We start from the raw sequence: 18,517 nt of genomic DNA on the forward strand, positions 1-18,517 counted from the left end.
GGCCGTTCCGTCACTGACGGAACGGCCGGGACCGGAGCTCTACTCGGCCGCGCGGGCGAGGAGCCGGCCGAGGACGTCACCGAGCTGGTACCCGGCCGCCTCGACCGCCATCGGGAACATCGACGTCTCGGTCAGCCCCGGTGAGACGTTCACCTCGAGGAAGTGCACCTCGCCGTCCGGGGTGACGATGGCGTCGGTGCGGGACAGCCCGGCGAGGCCGAGGACCTCGTGCACCCGCAGCGCGACCTCGGCCGCGCGTGCCGCGACGGCCCCGGAGACCCGGGCCGGGGAGTGGTACTCCGTCATCCCGGGGGTGTAGCGCGAGGTGTAGTCGAAGACGCCGGACTCGGGGGCGATCTCGACCGCCGGCAGTGCCTCGGGCCCCTCCCCCAGGTCGATGACGGACAGCGCCAGCTCGACCCCGTCGACGAAGCGCTCGACCATCACCGTGTCGCCGTAGGCGAAGCAGCTCACCATCGCCGCCGGCAGGTCCTCGACCCGGCTGACCTTCTGCACGCCGAGGGCGGAGCCGCCCGAGGCCGGCTTGACCATCAGCGGCAGCCCGAGCCGGGCCACGATGAGGTCCAGCACCGCGCCGGCGCCCAGCTCGCGGAACGTGCTGTGCGGGAGCGCGACCCAGTCCGGCGTCGAGACGCCGGCCGACCCCACCACCGACTTGGCGGCCGGCTTGTCCCAGGCCAGCCGGCAGGCGGCGGCCGGTGAGCCGACGTAGGGCACGCCGGCCAGGTCCAGCACCGCGCGCAGCGCGCCGTCCTCGCCGGTGGCGCCGTGCAGGGCGATGAACACCGCGTCCACCGGCGCCCCCGACAGCCCGGGGAGCAGCTCGGCGTCCGCGTCGTGCAGTTCGGCCTCGACCCCGGCGCGGCTGAGCGCCTCGACGACCTGGCCGCCGGAGTTGATGCTGACCTCCCGCTCGAAGGTCAGCCCGCCGGCGAGCACGAGAGCGCGCAGCGGGTCCTTGCGGGGTGCCTCCACCGGTGCGGCGGCCGGCTCGCTCATGGGTGACGGTCCTCGTCTGCGTGGGGGGTGGACACGGCGCGGAACGTGCCGGTGTCCACCGCGTCGAAGGTGGAGTGCAGGTCCAGCTCGGCCTCGATGACCCGGGCCAGCCGGCGCACGCCCTCCCGGATCCGGTCCGGCTCGGGGTAGCAGTAGGACAGCCGCATGTACTCCCGGCCCTGGCCGTCGGCGTAGAAGCCGATGCCCGGCACGTAGGCGACGTGCGCGGCCACTGCCCGGGGCTGCATGAGCTTGGCGTCCAGCCCGTGCGGCAGCTTCAGCCACACGTAGAAGCCGCCGTCCGGCCGGGTCCAGGTGGTGCCGGGGGGCATGAGGGCGGTCAGCGACTCCAGGGTGGCGTCGCGGCGCTCCCGGTAGAGCTCGGTGAAGACCTTGATCTGCTCGCGCCACGGCTGGGTGTCCAGGTACCGGGCGACGGCGTACTGGGTCAGCGACGGCGGGCAGAGCACCTGCGCCTCGGTGGCCAGCACGAGCTTCTCGCGGACGGCGAGCGGGGCCAGCACCCAGCCGACCCGCAGGCCCGGGGAGAAGGTCTTGGAGAACGAGCCGAGGTAGATGACCCGTTCCTCGTTGCGGGCCCGCAGCGCGCGCATCGGCTCGTGGTCGAAGCCCAGCAGCCCGTAGGGGTTGTCCTCGATGACCAGCAGGTCGTACTGCTCGGCGATCGCGATGACCCGCTCGCGGCGGGGCTCGGAGAGGGTGATGCCGGCCGGGTTGTGGAAGTTCGGCACGGTGTAGAGGAACTTGACCCGCTCGCCGCGGGCCCGGCACTCCAGCAGCGCCTGCTCCAGCGCCTCGGGGACCAGTCCGTCGTCGTCCATGGCGACGTGCCGGACCCGCGCCTGCGCGGCCTGGAAGACGCCCAGCGCACCGACGTAGGACGGCGCCTCGGCCAGGATGACGTCACCGGGGTCGACGAACACCCGGGTGACCAGGTCCAGCCCCTGCTGGGAGCCGACGGTGACGACGACCTCGCTGGGCCGGGCGTCGGTGATGCCCTCCAGGGCCATCACGTCGCAGATCCGCTCGCGCAGCCGCGGGTCGCCCTGGCCGGAGCCGTACTGCAGGGTCTGGGCGCCCATCCCGGAGACGAGCTCGCCGATCATCGAGCCGACCGCGTCGAGCGGCAGGGCGGTGACGGCCGGCATGCCGCCGGCCAGCGAGACGACCTCGGGGCGGCTGACCACGGAGAACAGCGCCCGGATCTCCGAGCTCTTCATGCCGTGGGTGCGTGCTGCGTACCGGTCTGCCAGGGGGTCCAGCCGCGGGTGCCGCGGGGAGACGTGCGGGGACGCACCGCTGGAGTACGCCCCGGCCTGACCGGTTCCGACCGCAGGGTCGGGCACAGGAGGGGTCACCCGTCGGAGTGTAGGCGGGACCGGTCCGTCCCCGACGCGGCGCGCCGCGACCCTAGGCCGTCGGCGAGCTCATCCGGGGCGGCAGCAGGAACGTGCCGGTCGCCGGGTCGGCGTCGGCGGGCAGGAACAGCCGCTGGACGGCGGCGACGACGGCCTGGGCCACCGTGCTGCGGGTGCGGGCGTCGAGCAGGAGCAGCCGGTCGACCGGGTGGGACAGGTAGCCGCAGTCGATCCGGACGGCGGGCATCCGGGTCATCCGCAGGATGTCCCAGGTCTTCGGGTGCGAGCCGCAGTCCAGCATCCCGGTGCGGGCGATGACCTCGCGCCGGACCAGGTTGGCGAACTCCTCGCCCACCGTGGAGCTGGCTCCGGACCCGGTGCCGTAGTAGTAGCTGGCCACGCCCCGGGCGTGCGCCGAGCCGTGCGCCTCCATGTGCAGGGAGAGGAACAGGTCGGCACGGGTCTCGTTGGCGAACGCGGTGCGGTCCCCGACGACGGGGTCACCGGCCCGACCGCGGGTCAGGTAGACGGTGGCGCCCGCGGCGGCCAGCCGGCCCTCGATCCGGGAGGCGAGGTCGAAGACCAGATCGGCCTCGGTGGTCTCCCCTGCGGTGTAGCCGGTGTCCTCGCCGCCGTGACCGGGGTCGATGACGATGACCCGGCCGATGAGGTGCGAGCCGGACTCGACCATCGAGGCGCTCTGCCGCAGCAGCTGCGGTCGGCCACCGGTGACCCGGCGGCCGAGCTGCTTGAGCGCGCGCAGCGTGGCCGGGCCGCAGGTGCCGTCGGCGGTCAGGCCGTAGTCGCGCTGGAACGTGCGCAGCCCGGACTCGGTCTCCGCGCCCAGGATGCCGTCGGCGCGGCCGGCGTCGTAGCCGAGCTCGAGCAGCAGCTCCTGCAGCCGGCGGACGTCGTCGCCGCGGGCCGGGTGCTCGGGGTCGTAGCGCAGCAGCCGGTCGCCCAGCGACCAACGGGCCTCGTTCAGCGCCCGGTAGGTCTCATCGCCCACCCGGCCGTCGACGGACAGCCCGCGGACCTGCTGGAAGTGCCGGACGGCGAGCTCGGTCGCCTGGTCGTACTCGGGTGCCTGGGTGGGCTGGCCGTCGAGCAGCTCGAGGGACCGGAGGACTGCCTGCACCTCGGCCACGACGGGACCGGTGCTGCCGGGTCGCAGGACGTCCATGCGGCGGTCGTCGCTCCTGTCCTCTGGGATCGGGCGGGGTGGTGCTCCCCGACGATTGTGGCATCCCCGCACGGACCGCCGAGGCCCGCCGGTCCGGGAGGACGGGCGGGCCTCGGTGGATCGGGTCGGCCCGCCGGCTGGCGGGCCCTCCCTCAGAGGTAGTCGGACAGGTCCGACAGGATGGCGCCCTTGGGCTTCGCGCCGATGATGCTCTTGACCGGCTTGCCGCCCTGGAAGACGGTCATCGTCGGGATCGACATCACCTGGTAGTCCCGGGCGATCTGCGGGTTCTCGTCGATGTTGAGCTTGGCGATCGTCAGCTTGTCGGCGTGCTCGGCCGCGATCTCCTCGAGCACCGGGGCGACCATCTTGCACGGCCCGCACCACTCGGCCCAGAAGTCGACGAGGACGGGCTTGTCGCTGCCCAGGACGTCGCTGGCGAAGCTGGCGTCGGTGACGGTCACGGTGTTCTTGCCGGCCATGGAGGTGCTCCTTGTTGTGAGGGGATGGAGGAGTTCAGCGCTCGTCGAAGGTCTCGGCGAGCCAGCGCTCGGCATCGATCGCGGCGGCGGCACCGGTGCCGGCCGAGGTGATCGCCTGCCGGTAGATGTGGTCCACGACGTCGCCGCAGGCGAAGACGCCGTCGATGTTGGTCCGGGTCGTCGGGTGGTCGACGACGACGTACCCCTCGTCGTCCAGCTTCAGCTGACCGACGAACAGCTCGGTGCGCGGGTCGTGGCCGATCGCGACGAACAGGCCGGACACCGGCAGCTGCTCGGTCGCGCCGGTGGCGACGTCGGTCAGCTCGACCGCCTCGACGGTGGTGTCGCCGTGCACGTCGGTGACCTGCTTGCCCAGCGCCCAGCGGATCTTCTCGTTGTCCTGGGCGCGCTTCTGCATGATCTTCGAGGCGCGCAGCTCGGGACGACGGTGCACCAGGGTGACCGACTTGGCGAACCGGGTGAGGAAGGTCGCCTCCTCCATCGCGGAGTCACCGCCGCCGACCACGACGATGTCCTGGTCGCGGAAGAAGAACCCGTCACAGGTGGCACAGGCCGAGACGCCGCGGCCGAGCAGCCGCTGCTCGTTGTCCAGGCCCAGGTACCGGTACTTCGACCCGGTGGCCACGATGACCGCGTGGGCCAGGTGCACCTCGTCGCCGACCTTGACGACCTTCGGGTCGGCCGTGAGGTCGACCTCGGAGACGTCCCGCGCCACGAGCTCGGCGCCGAAGCGCTCGGCCTGGGTGCGCATGTCGTCCATCAGCTGCGGGCCCTGGATGCCCTCGGGGAAGCCCGGGAAGTTCTCGACCTCGGTGGTGGTCATCAGCGCGCCACCGAACTGGGAGCCCTCGAACACCAGCGGGTGCAGGTTCGCCCGGGCGGCGTAGGTCGCCGCGGTGTACCCCGCCGGACCGGACCCGATGATGATCAGGTCGCGGATCCCGTCGTGCTCGGCCGGGGGGATGGCCGGCGCGGCGCTGGTCGGGACCGTCAGGCCGGGGGAGGTGTCGTTGCTCGTCACGGGCGGCACAACGGACAGGGTGGGTGCGGCATTCCCCGCCCGCGTCAGCCCGCGGCGGTGACGGCGACCTCGGCCAGGTCGGCCTGGAAGCCGTCCGGGACGCCGGTCAGGCCGGTGACCCACACCAGCACGTAGCGGGCCGTCACGGGGGCGCTGAAGGCGATGTCGTCGGTGCCGGCCAGCGTGGCCGTGCCCGCGACCGGGAAGGCCTCCAGGTCGCCGTCGGGGCTGCTGCCGGTGCGCACCTGGACGGTGGAGCCGGGCAGCGTGGTGGTGAGCCTGACGCCGGCCAGCGCCTGGTCGCTGCCCAGGTCGTACACGACGCCGACGCCGGGCTTGAGGTTGCCGAAGGCCGCCCTGCGGTAGGTCACGGTCGACCACGCGGTCGCGGGGTCGCCGTCGACGCTGAGCTGCACGTCGTCGTCGTTGTCCGGGTCGCCGTCGCCGAAGGGGTCGTAGATCGTCGCGGTAGTCACCGGGACGGCGGCGCCGGCCACCGGGGCGGCCGCGCTGCTCGGCGCGGAGGCGGACGTCGTGCCGGTACCGGCGCCGGCGGAGGCGCTCGGGGTGGACCCCTCCTGGTCGACGCTGCCGGCCACGGACAGCACGTTGTTGCCGAACCACAGCGCGAAGGCGATCACCAGGGCGAGCGCGAGCAGCGGCAGCCCGACGACGGCCAGCCTCCGGCGCGCGCTCGTCGCGGCGCGGCGCCCGTCGACGGGTGCGTCCTCGTCGGTGGCGAAGGTCTCGCCCCAGTCGAGGTCGTCCTCCTCGGCGGCGGGTGCGGCGGGCCGGGACGGGAACGGCCGGCCGGGCACCGCACCGGGCACCGGGGGCAGGGCGCCCCGCTCCAGGCGCACCGGCCCGTCGTCCGGGGCGTCCTCCCGGCGCTCGCGGAGCCGGCGCATCCAGCCGCTGTCGGTGTACCCGTCGGGCCGGACGGCCTCCTGCGGGCCGGTGCCCGGCCGGGGCGGCACGGCGAGCAGCGCCACCATGGTGCTGACGTTGGACAGCCCGGTGGCCGGGTCGTCGGACCGCGCCCGGCGGACCAGGGCGGCCAGGTCGGGTGAGGCGATGCCGGCGCGGCCGGCGTCCTGGGGCCGGGAGCCGGTGAGGCAGAGCTCCAGCAGCGCGCCCAGGGCGGCGATGTCGCCCTTCTCGGTGCCGCTGGCCGCGGGGACCGACAGCAGCCCGACCAGCCCGCCGGGCCGGAGCACCACGTGCTCGGGGGTCAGCCCGCCGACCGCCAGGCCGACCCGGTGCGCCTCGGCGACGCCCTCGGCGAGGCGGCGCACCAGCGACCGGGCCTCGCGCTCGGGCAGTGGGCCGTCGGTGGCCAGCCGGTCGGAGAGCCGGGTGCCCTCGATCCACTCGTTGACCACGTAGGCGGCGCCGCCGGGCTCGGTGCCCCCGGTGCCCTCGGCGGCGTCGTAGACCATCGCCAGGGCCGGGGTGGCCAGCCCGCCGGCGGTCAGCGCGCGGGTGATCCACTCCCGGGCGGCCGGGCCGCCGGGGGTGTGCACCCGCAGCGCCACGTCGCGGTTGAGCACCCGGTCACGGGCGCGCCAGGAACGGATGACCCCGGTGGGGGTCTCCTCGTCGGGGGCCACCTGGTCGAGCGGGCGGTAGCGGTCGGGCAGGCCCGTTGTCGTCGACGTCACGGACGCTGCCGACCCCCTGCTCGCTCGTTGCCGGGGACGGCGTCCCCGGGTCGGGCGCCGGACACCCGCGTCACCGTGAGCGCCCGAGCCGCGCCCGGACGCCGGCCACCGCGTCCCGCAGCTCCGGGACGCCGACCAGCACGGCACCCGCGACCACCGCGCTGCCGATGACAACGGTACCCAGGACCACGGCCCCGAGCGACCCCGGCACCGACTCGCCGAGCGACCGGCCGGCCAGCGACACCGCAGCCCAGCCCAGCACCCCGGCGACCACCGAGACCATCGCCATCCGGGCCACCGTGCGGGCGGCGTCCGGACCGCTGCGCACCCCGAGCGTGCGGCGCAGCGCGATGCTGCCGGCCAGCCAGCCCATCAGGTAGGTGGTGCTGGTGGCGATCATCAGGCCGGCGACGACGTGCTCGGGCTCCACCACGGCCGGCACGAGCAGCAGCAGCGGCACCCGGACGGCGACCATCGCCAGCTGGATGAAGGTGGGCGTGCGGGCGTCCTTCATGGCGTAGAAGACGCGCAGCTGCAGCAGGGTGACCGCCATCGGCAGCAACCCGAAGGCGCCCCAGGCCAGGGCGACGCCGATGGCGTGCGCCTGGTCGACGCTGGTGTTGCCGTAGGCGAAGGCCACCGTCGCCACCGCCGGGCCGAGCACCACCAGCACCGCGGTGACCGGCAGCAGACCGGTCGCCGAGAGCCGGGTGCCCAGGGTCAGGTCGGCGACCACCCCGTCGAGGTCGTGCCGGGCCGCGGCCCGGCTCATCCGGGGCAGCAGCGCGGTGAGCAGCGCGACGCCGATGATCCCGTAGGGCATCTGGAACAGCAGGCTGGCGATGGCGAACGCGCTGGAGCCCAGCCCGCCGTCCCGCTGGGCGGCGTTGGCGATCCGCATGGCCACGATGACGCCGACCTGGCTGATGGCGGCGTAGCCGACCACCCACAGCCCCAGCGAGCCGGCCTCCTTCAGGCCGGTCCCGCGCAGCCCCCAGCGGGGGCGCAGCGGCACGCCCGCCTTCCTCAGCAGCGGGAGCAGCACCAGCGACTGCACGGCGATGCCGGCGGTCGTGCCGATGCCGAGCAGCCACACCTGGTAGTCGCTGATCGTGGCCGGGCCGAGGTCACCGGGGCCGCTGGCGGCGATGAACAGGAACCCGGTGGCGATCACCACGACGTTGTTGAGCACCGGCGCCCACGCGGGGGGACCGAAGACACCGCGCGAGTTGAGGATCGCCGTGGCCAGCGCACCCAGCCCGTAGAAGACGATCTCCACGAGCAGCAGCCGGGCCAGCCAGTTGGCGAGGTCCACCTGGTCGTCGTCGCCGGCGATCCCCGACAGCCGGGTGAGCAGCGGCGCGGCCAGCACCGCCAGGCCGGTCATCACCACCAACCCGGCGGTCGCGATGGTCAGCAGCCGCTGGGCGTAGCCCACCCCGCCGTCGTCGTCCTTCTCCTGGGCGAAGACCAGCAGCGGCACGACGACGGAGGACAGGACGCCCCCCAGCAGCAGCTCGTAGACCAGGTTGGGCAGCGTGTTCGCGGTGTTGTACGCGTCGTTGACGGCGAGGACGCCGAGGGCAGCGGCGATGACGACGGTGCGCAGCAGGCCGGTGAGCCGGCTGACCAGCGTGGCCACCGCCATGGTCCCGGCGGCCCGGAGGATCCCGCCGCTCGCGCCGGGACGGCCCTCCCGCAGCTCGGTCGCCGCGGCGTCCTCCTCGTCCGGGACCTGACGGACCGGCGGGAAGGCGGGGATGAGCTGGGTGTCGTCGGGCCCGGGCACGAACCGGCGCACCCGGGTCGGCGGCGGTACCGGGGGCAGGCCGGTGCGCCGGCGGGGTGCGTCGGCGACGGGCGGTGCCTGCCGTGCGGCAGGAGGCGGCACGGGCGGCAGCGGTCGCGGCCGGGCGGCCGGCGGCCCCGGTTCCGGCGCCGGTGCCGGCACCGGGGTGGTGTTCTTGTACGGCGGCGGGGGCAGCGGGGCCGCCGGCCGCGGCCGCTCGCCCGCCGGCACGTCGGTCCTCGGCTCGCTCACACCGGGCTCCGGGTGGGCGGCACGGCGGCGTCCAGCGGGGACTGGTCCTCCGGCTCGCCGCGGCGGCGCTTGAGCACGAAGCGCACCGCCCGGCGCAGGAACAGCAGCGCCAGCAGGGCCGCCGCGCCGAAGGTGATGCCGAGGGTGATCCAGCCGTAGGCCGTGCTCTTCACCTGCATCGTCACGGCCTCGCCGAGCGGGCCGCCGCCGGGCGTGGTCAGTCGCGCGCTGACCGCGAAGCCGCCGGACTGCCGCACGTGCGCGGGGACCTGCAGCGGCGTGCGCGAGGAGGGCTGCAGCGTGGTGACCCCGATGTCGTCGGTCGTCAGGCCCACGTTGCCGCGGGTGCGCAGCTCCAGCCGCACCTCGACGGCGAACGGCAGGTCGTTCTGCACGGTGAGCACCAGCGGGGCGTCGCTGGAGGCCAGGCTGTAGGTGCCGTCGACCGGCGACAGCAGGGTCACCTGGGCGCGCAGGTGGGCGACGGTGTCCCGCAGGTCCGCCGCGGCGGCGGCGAACCCCTCGTCGTCCCCGCGCCACTCGGCGGAGCCGGTCCGGGCGATCGCCGCGTCGTAGCCGGCGAGCACGGTGTCCGGGTCGCCGACGACGGCGGCCGCGAAGTCGTCGCGGACCCGGGAGGTCTCGGCGATCTCGGTCATCCCCTCGGCCGGGAGGACGGCGGTGCTGGCCACCAGGTCGCCGGTGGCCACCTCCGGCCCGGTGGTCAGCGCGTCCACCGGGACGGCCGCCAGCCACGGCTGGCTGACGGTGTCGGCCATCATCGCCGTGACGACGGCCGGGTCCGGGTCCACCGCGCGGGGCGGGGCGACGAGCACGGTCTGCTGCGTGCCGGCCTCCCGCGCGGCCAGCTGGCGGCTCAGCGCCCCCAGCTCGGCCAGGTAGCGCTGCTCGGTGAGCCGGCCCACGCCGGAGTCGGGGGTGGCCTCGGCGACGATCCCGGTGAGCCGGCTGTCGGCGACCAGCGTCGTCACGTCGCCGGAGGCGGCGTGCTGGCTGCTGCGGGCGGCGGCGGGCGCACCGCCGGCGCCGACGGCCTGCTCGCCGTCGGACAGGCCCTCGTCGGACAGCACGACGATGTCCACCCCGCCGGCCTGCAGCGTGTCCAGGGTGGGGCCGGACAGCGCGCCGCCGGCCGCCCACGCCAGGTCGGTCCGCGGCGCGACGCCGAGCACCTCGCGGACGATCGCCGCTCCCGCGCCGGTCCCCGCCGCGCCGTCGGTGCTGCCGGCGGTCGGGTCGGCCGGGGTCAGCGCACCCCCGTCGTCGGCGGGCTGCTGAGCGGTGCCCTCGGCCGTGCCGGGCAGGCTGCGGGTGACGACCGCCGACTGGCCGGTGGCCACCAGCGCGTCGGCGTCGACGTCGGCGTAGGGCAGCGCGACGACCGGGTGCTCCCCGGCGACGGCGCGCAGCCGGTCGAGCAGCTCCCCGGCGTCCGCGGTGCCGGTGCCGTCGTCGTCCCCGACGGTGTAGGGACCGGCCGCCATCAGCGACAGCTCCTCGAGCAGTGCGGGGTCCACGGCCAGGGTCACCGGGACCGCCGGGTCGGTCTCGGCCGGATCGGCGCCGGGGACCGTCGGCAGCTGCTCGACCACCCGGACGACGCGGTCCAGCCGGCCGCCGTCGGCCACCTCGCCGGCCAGGTCATCGTCGGCGAACCGGCCGGTCGCGTCGCGGTGCGGGCGGTCGGTGATCGGCCAGAGCCAGGCCACCGAGGTGCGGGCGGTGGGCAGCGGCGGGCCGACCACGACGTGGGTGGAGAGCTGACCGACCCGCTCCGGGCCGCCGTCCTCGCGGGTGCCGTTGAGGTTGACCAGCACCGGGTAGACGCCGTCGGCGGTGAGCTGCAGGACGTCCGCGGTGGTCGTGTAGTCGAAGGACAGCGAGCGGCCCGGCTCGAGGTCGCCGGGGACCTCGAGGAAGGGCGCCGTCACGGTGGTCGCCTCGCTGGGGTCGGCCAGCTCGCCGACCAGCGCGTCCCGGGTGGTCAGGACGTCGCCGCGCTGCACCCGGACCGACAGGTCCGACCAGGTCTCGGTGCTGTCGTTGACCAGGGTGCCGCTGACCTCGATCGGGGAACCGGGGACGACGGTGCGGGGCTCGAGCCGGTCCACCGTGATCTGCACCGGGCGGCCGTCGGGTGCACCGTCCGGCGCCGGGGCAGCCGCGGCCGGCGCCGCCGGCAGCCCGGCCAGCAGCGCGGCGCCGGCGACCAGCAGCAGGGCGGGGGTCGAGGGGCGGCCGTCGGCGCGGCCGGCGGCCCGCCGTCTCACGCGCTGTCGGCCAGCAGGCCCGGCGCGCGCTCCACCAGCGCGCGCTCGTCGGCATAGGCCAGCCGCCCACCCAGTTCGGTCAGCGGCACCCAGGCGACCTCGGTGACCTCCACGTCGGCGTCGGAGAGCGCGCCCCCGACAGCCCGCAGCAGGAAGTGGTGCACCGTCTTGTGCACCCGCCGGCCGTCGGCGACGAACCAGAAGTCGATGATCCCGAGCGGGGCGACCACCTCGCCGAGGATCCCGGTCTCCTCGGCCACCTCGCGGACGGCGGTGTCCTCGGGCGTCTCGCCCTCCTCGATGTGCCCCTTGGGGAGGGACCAGAGCAGGCGGCCACGGCGGTCGGTGCGGCCGATCAAGGCCGCGCGCGGGCCGGTGCCGTCGTCATCGGCGACCACCAGACCTCCGGCCGAGGTCTCGTCGACCCGGCGCAGCCGGCGGCCGGGGCGCTGCCGCCCGCCCGTCCCAGCCATGCCAGGAGGGTAGCGCGCGCGACGGCCCGTACCCGGCTGGCCACTACCCTCGACCGTCGTGTCCGCAGAGCCGCCCCGCCGTCCCGAGCCCCTGCCCGTCCCGCCGGCGGTGCAGCAGACGGTGCGCGACCTGGTCGAGGTCTCCCCCGTGCTGGTCGAGCTCGGCCGGCGCTTCACCGCCGCCGGTCACCAGGTCCACCTCGTCGGTGGCTCGGTGCGGGACGCCCTGCTCGCCGCCGGGTCGACCGGCGCGCCCGTGGCCCCCGGTGACCTCGACCTGACCACCGACGCGCGACCGGAGCAGACCCTCCAGGTGCTGCGCGGGTTCGCCAGTTCCACGTGGAACACCGGGATCGCGTTCGGCACCGTCGGGGCCGAGGTGCGCGGCGAGCGGGTGGAGATCACCACCTTCCGGGCCGACCGGTACGACCGCGAGTCCCGCAACCCGGAGGTCGCCTGGGGCACCTCCCTGGTCGACGACCTCGCCCGCCGCGACTTCACCGTCAACGCGATGGCCGTCTCGCTGGGCCCCGACCGCACCGTCACCGACCCCTTCGGCGGTCTCGGCGACCTGCTGGCCCGGCGGCTGCGCACCCCCGGGACGGCGGTGGAGTCCTTCGCCGACGACCCGCTGCGGATGCTGCGGGCGGTCCGCTTCGTCGCCCAGCTCGGGCTCACGCCGGACGACGAGGTGGTGGCCGCGATGACGTCGCTGGCTCCCGAACTCGGCCGGATCACCGCCGAGCGGGTGCAGCACGAGTTCTCCCGCACGCTGCTGAACCCGCAGCCGCGGGCGGCGCTCGAGCTGTTCGTCGGCACCGGGCTGGCCGACGTCGTCCTGCCCGAGCTGTCCGCGCTGCGGATGGAGATCGACGAGCACCACCAGCACAAGGACGTCTACACGCACTCGCTGACCGTGCTGGACCAGGCGATCGCGCTGGAGGTGGCGGGAGCGCGAGCGGGCACCGACACGGAGGGGTCGCCGGACCTGGTGCTGCGGCTGGCGGCGCTGCTGCACGACATCGGCAAGCCCGCCACCCGCCGGCACGAGGCCCGCGGCCGGGTCTCCTTCCACCACCACGAGGTGGTCGGCGCCAAGCTGGTGCGCAAGCGGTTGACCGCGCTGAAGTACCCCAAGGACGTCGTCGAGGCGGTCTCCCGGCTGACCTTCCTGCACCTGCGCTTCCACGGCTACGCCGACGGCCAGTGGACCGACTCCGCCGTCCGGCGCTACGTCACCGACGCCGGCGACCTCCTCCCCCGGCTGCACAAGCTGGTCCGCTCGGACTCCACCACCCGCAACAGGAAGCGGGCGGCGGCGCTGTCGGCGACCTACGACTCGCTGGTCGAGCGGATCGCCGAGCTGGCGGCGGCCGAGGACCTCGGCCGGATCCGGCCCGACCTCGACGGCAACCGGATCATGGAGCTGCTCGGCATCTCCCCCGGCCCGGAGGTCGGCCAGGCCTGGCGCTTCCTCAAGGAGCTGCGGCTCGAGCGCGGGCCCCTCGAGCCCGAGGAGGCCGAGGCCGAGCTGCTCAGCTGGTGGCGTTCGCGCGGGTGAGCGCGAGCGGGGGGTGCTCGGCGCGCTGCGCCTGGCCGCGGGCCCACCGGGCGAACACGACCGCGGTGAGCAGGTACCCGGCGCCGATCACGACCAGCAGCGGCCAGCTGATCCCCGACGCCGGCAGCAGGAAGGCCCCGGCCAGCAGGGCGACCACGAAGAAGACGTTGAAGAGCGTGTCGTAGACGGAGAAGACCCGGCCGCGGAAGTCGTCCTCCACGGCCTCCTGCAGGGTGGTGTCCACGCAGATCTTGATGCCCTGGGCCACGAAGCCCAGCGTCAGGACGGCGGCCACGACGGCGGGCGGCTCGAACAGCCCACCGAGCACCAGCTGGCCGGCCGCGGCCAGCACGAGCATGCCGACCACCCAGGCCGCCTTGCCCCACCGGCGCACCGCCGCGGGGGTGACCGCGGCGGCCAGCAGCGTGCCCGTCGCCCCGGCCGCGAGCACCTCGGCCAGGCCGGCCAGGCCGCCGGGGAAGAGGCTGGAGCCGTCGGTGAAGGTGTTCCGGTACAGCAGCAGGGTCATCAGCGTCAGCAGCCCGTAGAAGACCCGGTGCACGGCCATGACCGAGAGCACCGCCGTCGCCGGCGGGTGCGCGGCCACGTGCCGGGCGCCGGCGAGCATGCCGTGCAGCACGTCCCGGGCGCTCACCGTGGCGGCCAGCGTCAGGTGGTCCGGGCCGAGGTGGGGACGCCGGAAGCCGGAGACGATCGCCGAGGCCCCCAGGTACGGCACGGCGGAGGCCACGGCGAGCGTGGCGTAGCCCCCGGGACCTCGGCCGATGAGCTCGGTCGCCCCGATCGCCGCACCGCCGCCGAGCACGGACGCGATCGCCCCGGCCGTCGTCGACAGGGCGTTCGCCGAGACCAGCGAGGGCTCGTCGGTGGTGTGCGGCAGCGCGGCCGACAGCGCGGAGAGCACGAACCGGTTGACGGAGAAGACCAGCAGCCCGGCGACGTAGAACCCGACCCCCTGCACCGCGGCCAGGACCAGCGCAGCGACCGCCAGCACCAGGACGGCGCGGACCACGTTGGCGACCAGCAGCACCTGCCGGCGGCTCCACCGGTCCAGCCACACCCCGGCGAACGGACCGACGAGCGAGTAGGGCAGCAGCAGCACGGCGAAGCCGGCCGCGACGTCGATCGGGTCGGCGGCCGACTGCGGGTTGAACAGGACCGTGCCGGCCAGCGCCGCCTGGAAGACGCCGTCGCCGAACTGGGAGGACAACCGGGTCAGCAACAGCCTGCGGAAGTCCCCGCGGCGGAGCAGGTGGCGCACGGTGGTGGGCGCATGCTGCACCCGCGCCACATTACGTCGCCTCCCCGTGACCGCCAGCCGAGCAGGAGGCGGGCGCTGCACCGCCCCTCCGGCCCGTCGCTGATGCACACTGGGAGGCGATGAACCCGGTGCCCTCGTCACCCGACCCCGAACGTCGTCCGGCCGGACAGGCTGCCGGACGACGCCGGCGCGACGCCGTCCCCGTCCTCTCCGTGGGCTCCCTGGACGACGTCCGGCCCGGGTCCCTGCTGATCGCGATGCCCGCGCTCACCGACCCGACGTTCGCCGGTGGCGTGGTCTACGTGCTGGACCACTCCGACACCGGCACGATCGGCGTCGTGCTCGGCCAGCCCAGCGAGGTCGGCATCGGCGACGTCCTGCCCGGTTGGTCGGAGCTGGCCGTGGAGCCGGGGGTCTTCCACGTCGGCGGGCCCTGCGAGACCGACACGGCACTGTGCCTGGCCACCCGCAGCGGCGAGGGCCCGCTGGACCCCGACAGCGGCCTGCGCCAGGTGGCCGGCCGGGTGCACCTGGTCGACCTCGACGGCGACCCCGACGAGCTGGACGGCGAGATCGAGGGCCTGCGGGTGTTCGCCGGGTACGCCGGGTGGTCCGCCGGGCAGCTGGCGGTCGAGCTCGCCGAGGGCGCCTGGGCCTGCGTGGAGGGGGACCCGGCCGACGTGCTCGCCACGGTCCCCGGCCCGGAGCTGTGGCACGCGGTGCTGCGCCGCCAGTCCGGCCGGCTGGCCGTGCTGTCCACCGCACCGGCGGACCCCTCCGCGAACTGAGCCGACGGTCTGCGGCGGGCGGGTGCCACTGGTCGGGAGCGGGTGGACCTGGTAGGAAAGAGGCCGCAGGAGGGGGCGGCCTGGGGAAGAGGCCGCCCCCTCCTGTCTCGTCTGCAGCCGCCCCGGCTCTGCTCAGATGCCCAGCGCGGTGGCGATCTCCGGGTGCTGCGTGGTGTCCACCGTGTCGGTGTCGGCCGGCAGCGTGATGTCCCGCGGCCCGTGGTCGGCGAGGGTGATCGTCACCTCGAAGTCCTGCAGCTCGGTCACGTACTGGACCAGCAGGCCGCTGTCCGCGGCCACCGAGACCTCCGCCCCGGTCCCGCTCCGGAAGACCGAGGCGAGCTCCCCGTTCACCGACTGCGAGCCGGCCCAGGTGTAGGCGTCGAAGGACCGCGGGTCGTCGGCCGCGCGCGCCGACAGCCGGGTGACCATCTGCACCAGCACGTCCAGCAGCGAGGCGGTGCCGGTCGAGCCGCCGGTGACGATCGGTCGCCGGGCGTACGTGGCGGCGGGCAGCCCGGCGGCGGTCAGCGCGTCGGCCAGCCCGGGGACGTCGCCCTGCCACAGGTCGGTCTCGCTGAAGAACAGCGTCCGGGTCTCCTCGGGCTGCCCGCTGGCGTGGCTGGTCACCGCCTGCGCCCGGCCGGTGTCCCGGCTGAAGTCGACCTCGCCGGTCAGGGTGAGCACGGCGCCCTCCGCGTAGGGCGCACTGACCTCGAAGTCCGCGCCGCCGGCCTGGCGGTCGGCGTAGAGGACCTGGGACAGGACGTCGGCCTCCGCGGAGGTCACCGGGTCGCCGGGTGCGCGGTCGGGCGCCTCGTCCTCGCTGCAACCGGTCAGCACCGCGACGAGCGCCGCGACGGCCGCCAGCACGACCAGCCGGACCGGACCGGGACGACGGGGGGAGCGCATGGCGGCCAGCGTAGGACGGACGGCCCGCCTCCCTGCTGGAGCAGGGAGGCGGGCCGTCCGGACGTGCTGGTCGGTGATCAGCGCTCGATGTCGCCCCGGATGAAGGCCTCGACGGCGTCGCGGGCCTCGCTGTCGTCGTACTGCACCGGCGGGCTCTTCATGAAGTACGAGGACGCCGACAGGATCGGGCCGCCGATGCCGCGGTCCTTGGCGATCTTGGCCGCCCGGACGGCGTCGATGATGATGCCGGCCGAGTTCGGGGAGTCCCAGACCTCGAGCTTGTACTCCAGGCTCAGCGGGACGTCGCCGAACGCGCGGCCCTCCAGGCGGACGTAGGCCCACTTGCGGTCCGACAGCCACGGCACGTGGTCCGACGGGCCGATGTGCACGTTGTCCTTGCCCATGTCCCGGTCGACCTGGCTGGTGACCGACTGGGTCTTGGAGATCTTCTTGGACTCCAGGCGCTCGCGCTCGAGCATGTTCTTGAAGTCCATGTTCCCGCCCACGTTGAGCTGCATGGTCCGGTCCAGCTGCACGCCGCGGTCCTCGAACAGCTTCGCGAGCACCCGGTGGGTGATCGTGGCGCCGACCTGGCTCTTGATGTCGTCGCCGACGATCGGCACGCCGGCAGCGGTGAACTTGTCCGCCCACTCCTGGGTGCCGGCGATGAAGACCGGGAGGGCGTTGACGAAGGCGACCTGCGCGTCGATCGCGGCCTGGGCGTAGAACTCCGCCGCCTGCTGCGAGCCGACCGGGAGGTAGCAGACCAGCACGTCGGCACCGGACTCGCGGAGCGCGGTGACCATGTCGACCGGGGACTCGTCGGACTCCTCGACGATCTCGCGGTAGTACTTGCCGAGCCCGTCCAGGGTGGTGCCGCGCTGGACGGTGACGCCGAGCGGCGGGACGTCGGAGATCTTGATGGTGTTGTTCTCGCTGGCGAAGATCGCCTCGGACAGGTCGCGGCCGACCTTCTTGGCGTCGACGTCGAACGCGGCGACGAACTCGACGTCGGAGACGTGGTAGTCGCCGAAGCGGACGTGCATGAGGCCGGGGACCGACGCGGACTCGTCCGCGTCGCGGTAGTACTCGACCCCCTGGACGAGCGAGGCGGCGCAGTTGCCGACGCCGACGATGGCGACCTTGACCGATGCCATGGACTGTCTCCCTCCGACGGGCCCTCCCGGGCCCGGACTGTGTGTGCCGATCACGTGCTGGGTGGTGCGGTCTGTTCGCCCGCGGCCTGGGCCCGGGCGTCGTCCTTCTCGCTGTCGATCAGCTCGGTGAGCCAGCGGACCTCGCGGTCGACGGAGTCCAGGCCGTGCCGCTGCAGCTCGAGGGTGTAGCGGTCGAGCTTCTCCTGGGTGCGCCGCAGCGAGTCCATGAGCCGGTCGCGCTGCCGCTCGACGGTGCGCCGCCTGCCCTCGAGGATGCGCAGCCGGACGTCGGCCGCCGTGTGCCGGAAGAACGCGAGGTGGACGCCGAAGCGGCCCTCGTCGTCGTAGGCCTCCGGGCCGGTGGAGCTGAGCAGCTCGGCGAAGCGCTCCTTGCCCTCCGCGGTGATCGCGTAGACGACCTTCCCGCGGCGTCCGGTCAGCGCTGGGGCGTCGGCCGGCAGCAGGGAGCGCGGGGTGGGGTCGTCGCTGGCGATCAGCCCGGCGGCCTGCATCCGCTTGAGCGCCGGGTAGAGCGACCCGTAGGAGATCGACCGGAGGCCACCGAGGACGGCGGCGAGCTCCTTGCGCAGCTCGTAGCCGTGCATGGGGGCCTGCTGCAACAGCCCCAGGATGGCGAACTCGAGCACGGCGCCACCTCCTGGTCCCCCGGTGTCGCCGGATCGATGTATCGGTACGATACATCTGGGCGCAGCAGTCCACGCAACGGGGGCGAGCAGCTCACGCCCGCCCCACGAGCCCCGTGTCGACGTCTGGAGAGGGGTCCCGAGCGAGGCTCTGTTGCGTACATTGGCGCCGTGCCCGGACGACGGTCGGTGGTGGACTACGCGCTGCAGAGGCGCGCGCTGCTGGCCGAGGTCCGCGCCGGGCGGACCGGACTGTTCGAGGTCTGCGACGCGAGTCCGTACCTGTCCCGGGCGGCGAGGTACCACGGCGAGGTGACCGACTCCCCGTGCCCGATCTGCCGCCGTGACCGGCTGACCCTGGTGAGCTACGTCTACGGCGACGGGCTCGGGCCGGTGTCGGGGCAGGCGAAGACCGGGCGCGAACTGGCCCGGATGGACGCCGCGCAGGACGAGTTCTCCGTGTACGCCGTCGAGGTGTGCCGCGGTTGCGGCTGGAACCACCTCGTCACCTCCTACGTCCTGGGCGCCGAACCGGCCCCGGGACGCGCACCACGCAGGACCCGCCGCCGGGCGGCGACCGAGTAGTCGCCCCCGGCCGTGC

At 74.5% G+C, this 18,517-nt stretch carries 16 protein-coding genes; 3 read left to right on the forward strand and 13 right to left on the reverse strand.

All coding sequences use genetic code 11. The features are described from left to right. Positions 1 to 39: 39 nt before the first annotated feature. The 9 genes from FHL80_RS02645 to FHL80_RS02685 all read right to left on the reverse strand — a co-directional run bounded on the left by FHL80_RS02645 (position 40) and on the right by FHL80_RS02685 (position 11,572). Entirely contained in the window at positions 40 to 1,020 is a 981-nt protein-coding gene (locus tag FHL80_RS02645) for a D-alanine--D-alanine ligase family protein (protein ID WP_138731914.1), read from the reverse strand. After that, positions 1,017 to 2,399 carry an aminotransferase-like domain-containing protein gene (locus tag FHL80_RS02650; protein ID WP_216870366.1) on the reverse strand — a complete coding sequence of 461 codons (1,383 nt, stop codon included), beginning with the start codon at positions 2,397 to 2,399 and terminating at the stop codon, positions 1,017 to 1,019. Before FHL80_RS02650 ends, FHL80_RS02645 begins: the two co-directional genes overlap by 4 nt. Before the next feature lie 52 nt (positions 2,400 to 2,451). Further along, positions 2,452 to 3,582, reverse strand: coding sequence for an N-acetylmuramoyl-L-alanine amidase (locus tag FHL80_RS02655; RefSeq protein ID WP_138731915.1), 1,131 nt, complete (start codon positions 3,580 to 3,582; stop codon positions 2,452 to 2,454). Positions 3,583 to 3,734: 152 nt separating this feature from the next. Beyond that, positions 3,735 to 4,064, reverse strand: coding sequence for a thioredoxin (gene trxA, locus FHL80_RS02660; protein WP_014743508.1), 330 nt, complete (start codon positions 4,062 to 4,064; stop codon positions 3,735 to 3,737). A 34-nt stretch (positions 4,065 to 4,098) separates the two neighbouring features. Next, positions 4,099 to 5,115 carry a thioredoxin-disulfide reductase gene (trxB, locus tag FHL80_RS02665; RefSeq protein ID WP_246078413.1) on the reverse strand — a complete coding sequence of 339 codons (1,017 nt, stop codon included), beginning with the start codon at positions 5,113 to 5,115 and terminating at the stop codon, positions 4,099 to 4,101. 35 nt (positions 5,116 to 5,150) lie between these two features. Then, a complete protein-coding gene (locus FHL80_RS02670; RefSeq protein ID WP_138731916.1) occupies positions 5,151 to 6,767 on the reverse strand; it encodes a hypothetical protein in 1,617 nt (538 codons plus the stop codon). A 70-nt stretch (positions 6,768 to 6,837) separates the two neighbouring features. Next, positions 6,838 to 8,808, reverse strand: coding sequence for a murein biosynthesis integral membrane protein MurJ (murJ, locus tag FHL80_RS02675; protein WP_138731917.1), 1,971 nt, complete (start codon positions 8,806 to 8,808; stop codon positions 6,838 to 6,840). After that, positions 8,805 to 11,099: a DUF6049 family protein gene (locus tag FHL80_RS02680; protein ID WP_138731918.1), complete on the reverse strand. Its 2,295-nt coding sequence runs from the start codon at positions 11,097 to 11,099 to the stop codon at positions 8,805 to 8,807. Before FHL80_RS02680 ends, murJ begins: the two co-directional genes overlap by 4 nt. Continuing rightward, positions 11,096 to 11,572: an NUDIX hydrolase gene (locus tag FHL80_RS02685; RefSeq protein WP_138731919.1), complete on the reverse strand. Its 477-nt coding sequence runs from the start codon at positions 11,570 to 11,572 to the stop codon at positions 11,096 to 11,098. Before FHL80_RS02685 ends, FHL80_RS02680 begins: the two co-directional genes overlap by 4 nt. 58 nt (positions 11,573 to 11,630) lie before the next feature. Here FHL80_RS02685 and FHL80_RS02690 point away from each other — a divergent pair, with 58 nt between their 5' ends. Continuing rightward, on the forward strand, positions 11,631 to 13,133 hold the full coding sequence (locus tag FHL80_RS02690) for a CCA tRNA nucleotidyltransferase (RefSeq protein WP_246078414.1): 1,503 nt from the start codon (positions 11,631 to 11,633) through the stop codon (positions 13,131 to 13,133). Here the strand turns inward: FHL80_RS02690 and FHL80_RS02695 are convergent. Further along, a complete protein-coding gene (locus FHL80_RS02695; RefSeq protein ID WP_138731920.1) occupies positions 13,108 to 14,436 on the reverse strand; it encodes an MFS transporter in 1,329 nt (442 codons plus the stop codon). The genes FHL80_RS02690 and FHL80_RS02695 overlap by 26 nt on opposite strands. Before the next feature lie 98 nt (positions 14,437 to 14,534). Between FHL80_RS02695 and FHL80_RS02700 the strand changes: the two genes are divergently transcribed. Next, positions 14,535 to 15,203 (forward strand): YqgE/AlgH family protein, encoded by a 669-nt coding sequence (locus FHL80_RS02700; RefSeq protein ID WP_246078415.1) that lies wholly within the window; start codon positions 14,535 to 14,537, stop codon positions 15,201 to 15,203. A 132-nt stretch (positions 15,204 to 15,335) separates the two neighbouring features. Here FHL80_RS02700 and FHL80_RS02705 read toward each other — a convergent pair whose 3' ends face one another. The 3 genes from FHL80_RS02705 to FHL80_RS02715 form a co-directional block, all read right to left on the reverse strand. Further along, positions 15,336 to 16,115: a hypothetical protein gene (locus FHL80_RS02705; RefSeq protein ID WP_138731921.1), complete on the reverse strand. Its 780-nt coding sequence runs from the start codon at positions 16,113 to 16,115 to the stop codon at positions 15,336 to 15,338. A gap of 77 nt (positions 16,116 to 16,192) precedes the next feature. Further along, positions 16,193 to 17,272, reverse strand: coding sequence for an inositol-3-phosphate synthase (locus FHL80_RS02710; protein ID WP_138731922.1), 1,080 nt, complete (start codon positions 17,270 to 17,272; stop codon positions 16,193 to 16,195). Between the two features lie 50 nt (positions 17,273 to 17,322). Next, positions 17,323 to 17,919: a PadR family transcriptional regulator gene (locus tag FHL80_RS02715; protein ID WP_138731923.1), complete on the reverse strand. Its 597-nt coding sequence runs from the start codon at positions 17,917 to 17,919 to the stop codon at positions 17,323 to 17,325. Positions 17,920 to 18,087: 168 nt separating this feature from the next. On the opposite strand from FHL80_RS02715, the gene FHL80_RS02720 reads away from it, so the two are divergent. Then, a complete protein-coding gene (locus tag FHL80_RS02720) occupies positions 18,088 to 18,501 on the forward strand; it encodes a DUF5318 family protein (RefSeq protein ID WP_246078416.1) in 414 nt (137 codons plus the stop codon). Positions 18,502 to 18,517: the final 16 nt, after the last annotated feature.

Origin of the sequence: Modestobacter excelsi (assembly GCF_005930495.1) — a bacterium.
Lineage (GTDB): Bacteria > Actinomycetota > Actinomycetes > Mycobacteriales > Geodermatophilaceae > Modestobacter > Modestobacter excelsi.

What these genes read in the sequence shown, in the direction of transcription:
- FHL80_RS02705 (WP_138731921.1), bottom strand. Translation starts at nt 16,115, where the DNA reads ATGCGCTCCCCCCGTCGTCCCGGTCCGGTCCGGCTGGTCGTGCTGGCG.
- FHL80_RS02685 (WP_138731919.1), bottom strand. Translation starts at nt 11,572, where the DNA reads ATGGCTGGGACGGGCGGGCGGCAGCGCCCCGGCCGCCGGCTGCGCCGG.
- FHL80_RS02645 (WP_138731914.1), bottom strand. Translation starts at nt 1,020, where the DNA reads ATGAGCGAGCCGGCCGCCGCACCGGTGGAGGCACCCCGCAAGGACCCG.
- FHL80_RS02710 (WP_138731922.1), bottom strand. Translation starts at nt 17,272, where the DNA reads ATGGCATCGGTCAAGGTCGCCATCGTCGGCGTCGGCAACTGCGCCGCC.
- FHL80_RS02700 (WP_246078415.1), top strand. Translation starts at nt 14,535, where the DNA reads ATGAACCCGGTGCCCTCGTCACCCGACCCCGAACGTCGTCCGGCCGGA.
- trxA (WP_014743508.1), bottom strand. Translation starts at nt 4,064, where the DNA reads ATGGCCGGCAAGAACACCGTGACCGTCACCGACGCCAGCTTCGCCAGC.
- FHL80_RS02655 (WP_138731915.1), bottom strand. Translation starts at nt 3,582, where the DNA reads ATGGACGTCCTGCGACCCGGCAGCACCGGTCCCGTCGTGGCCGAGGTG.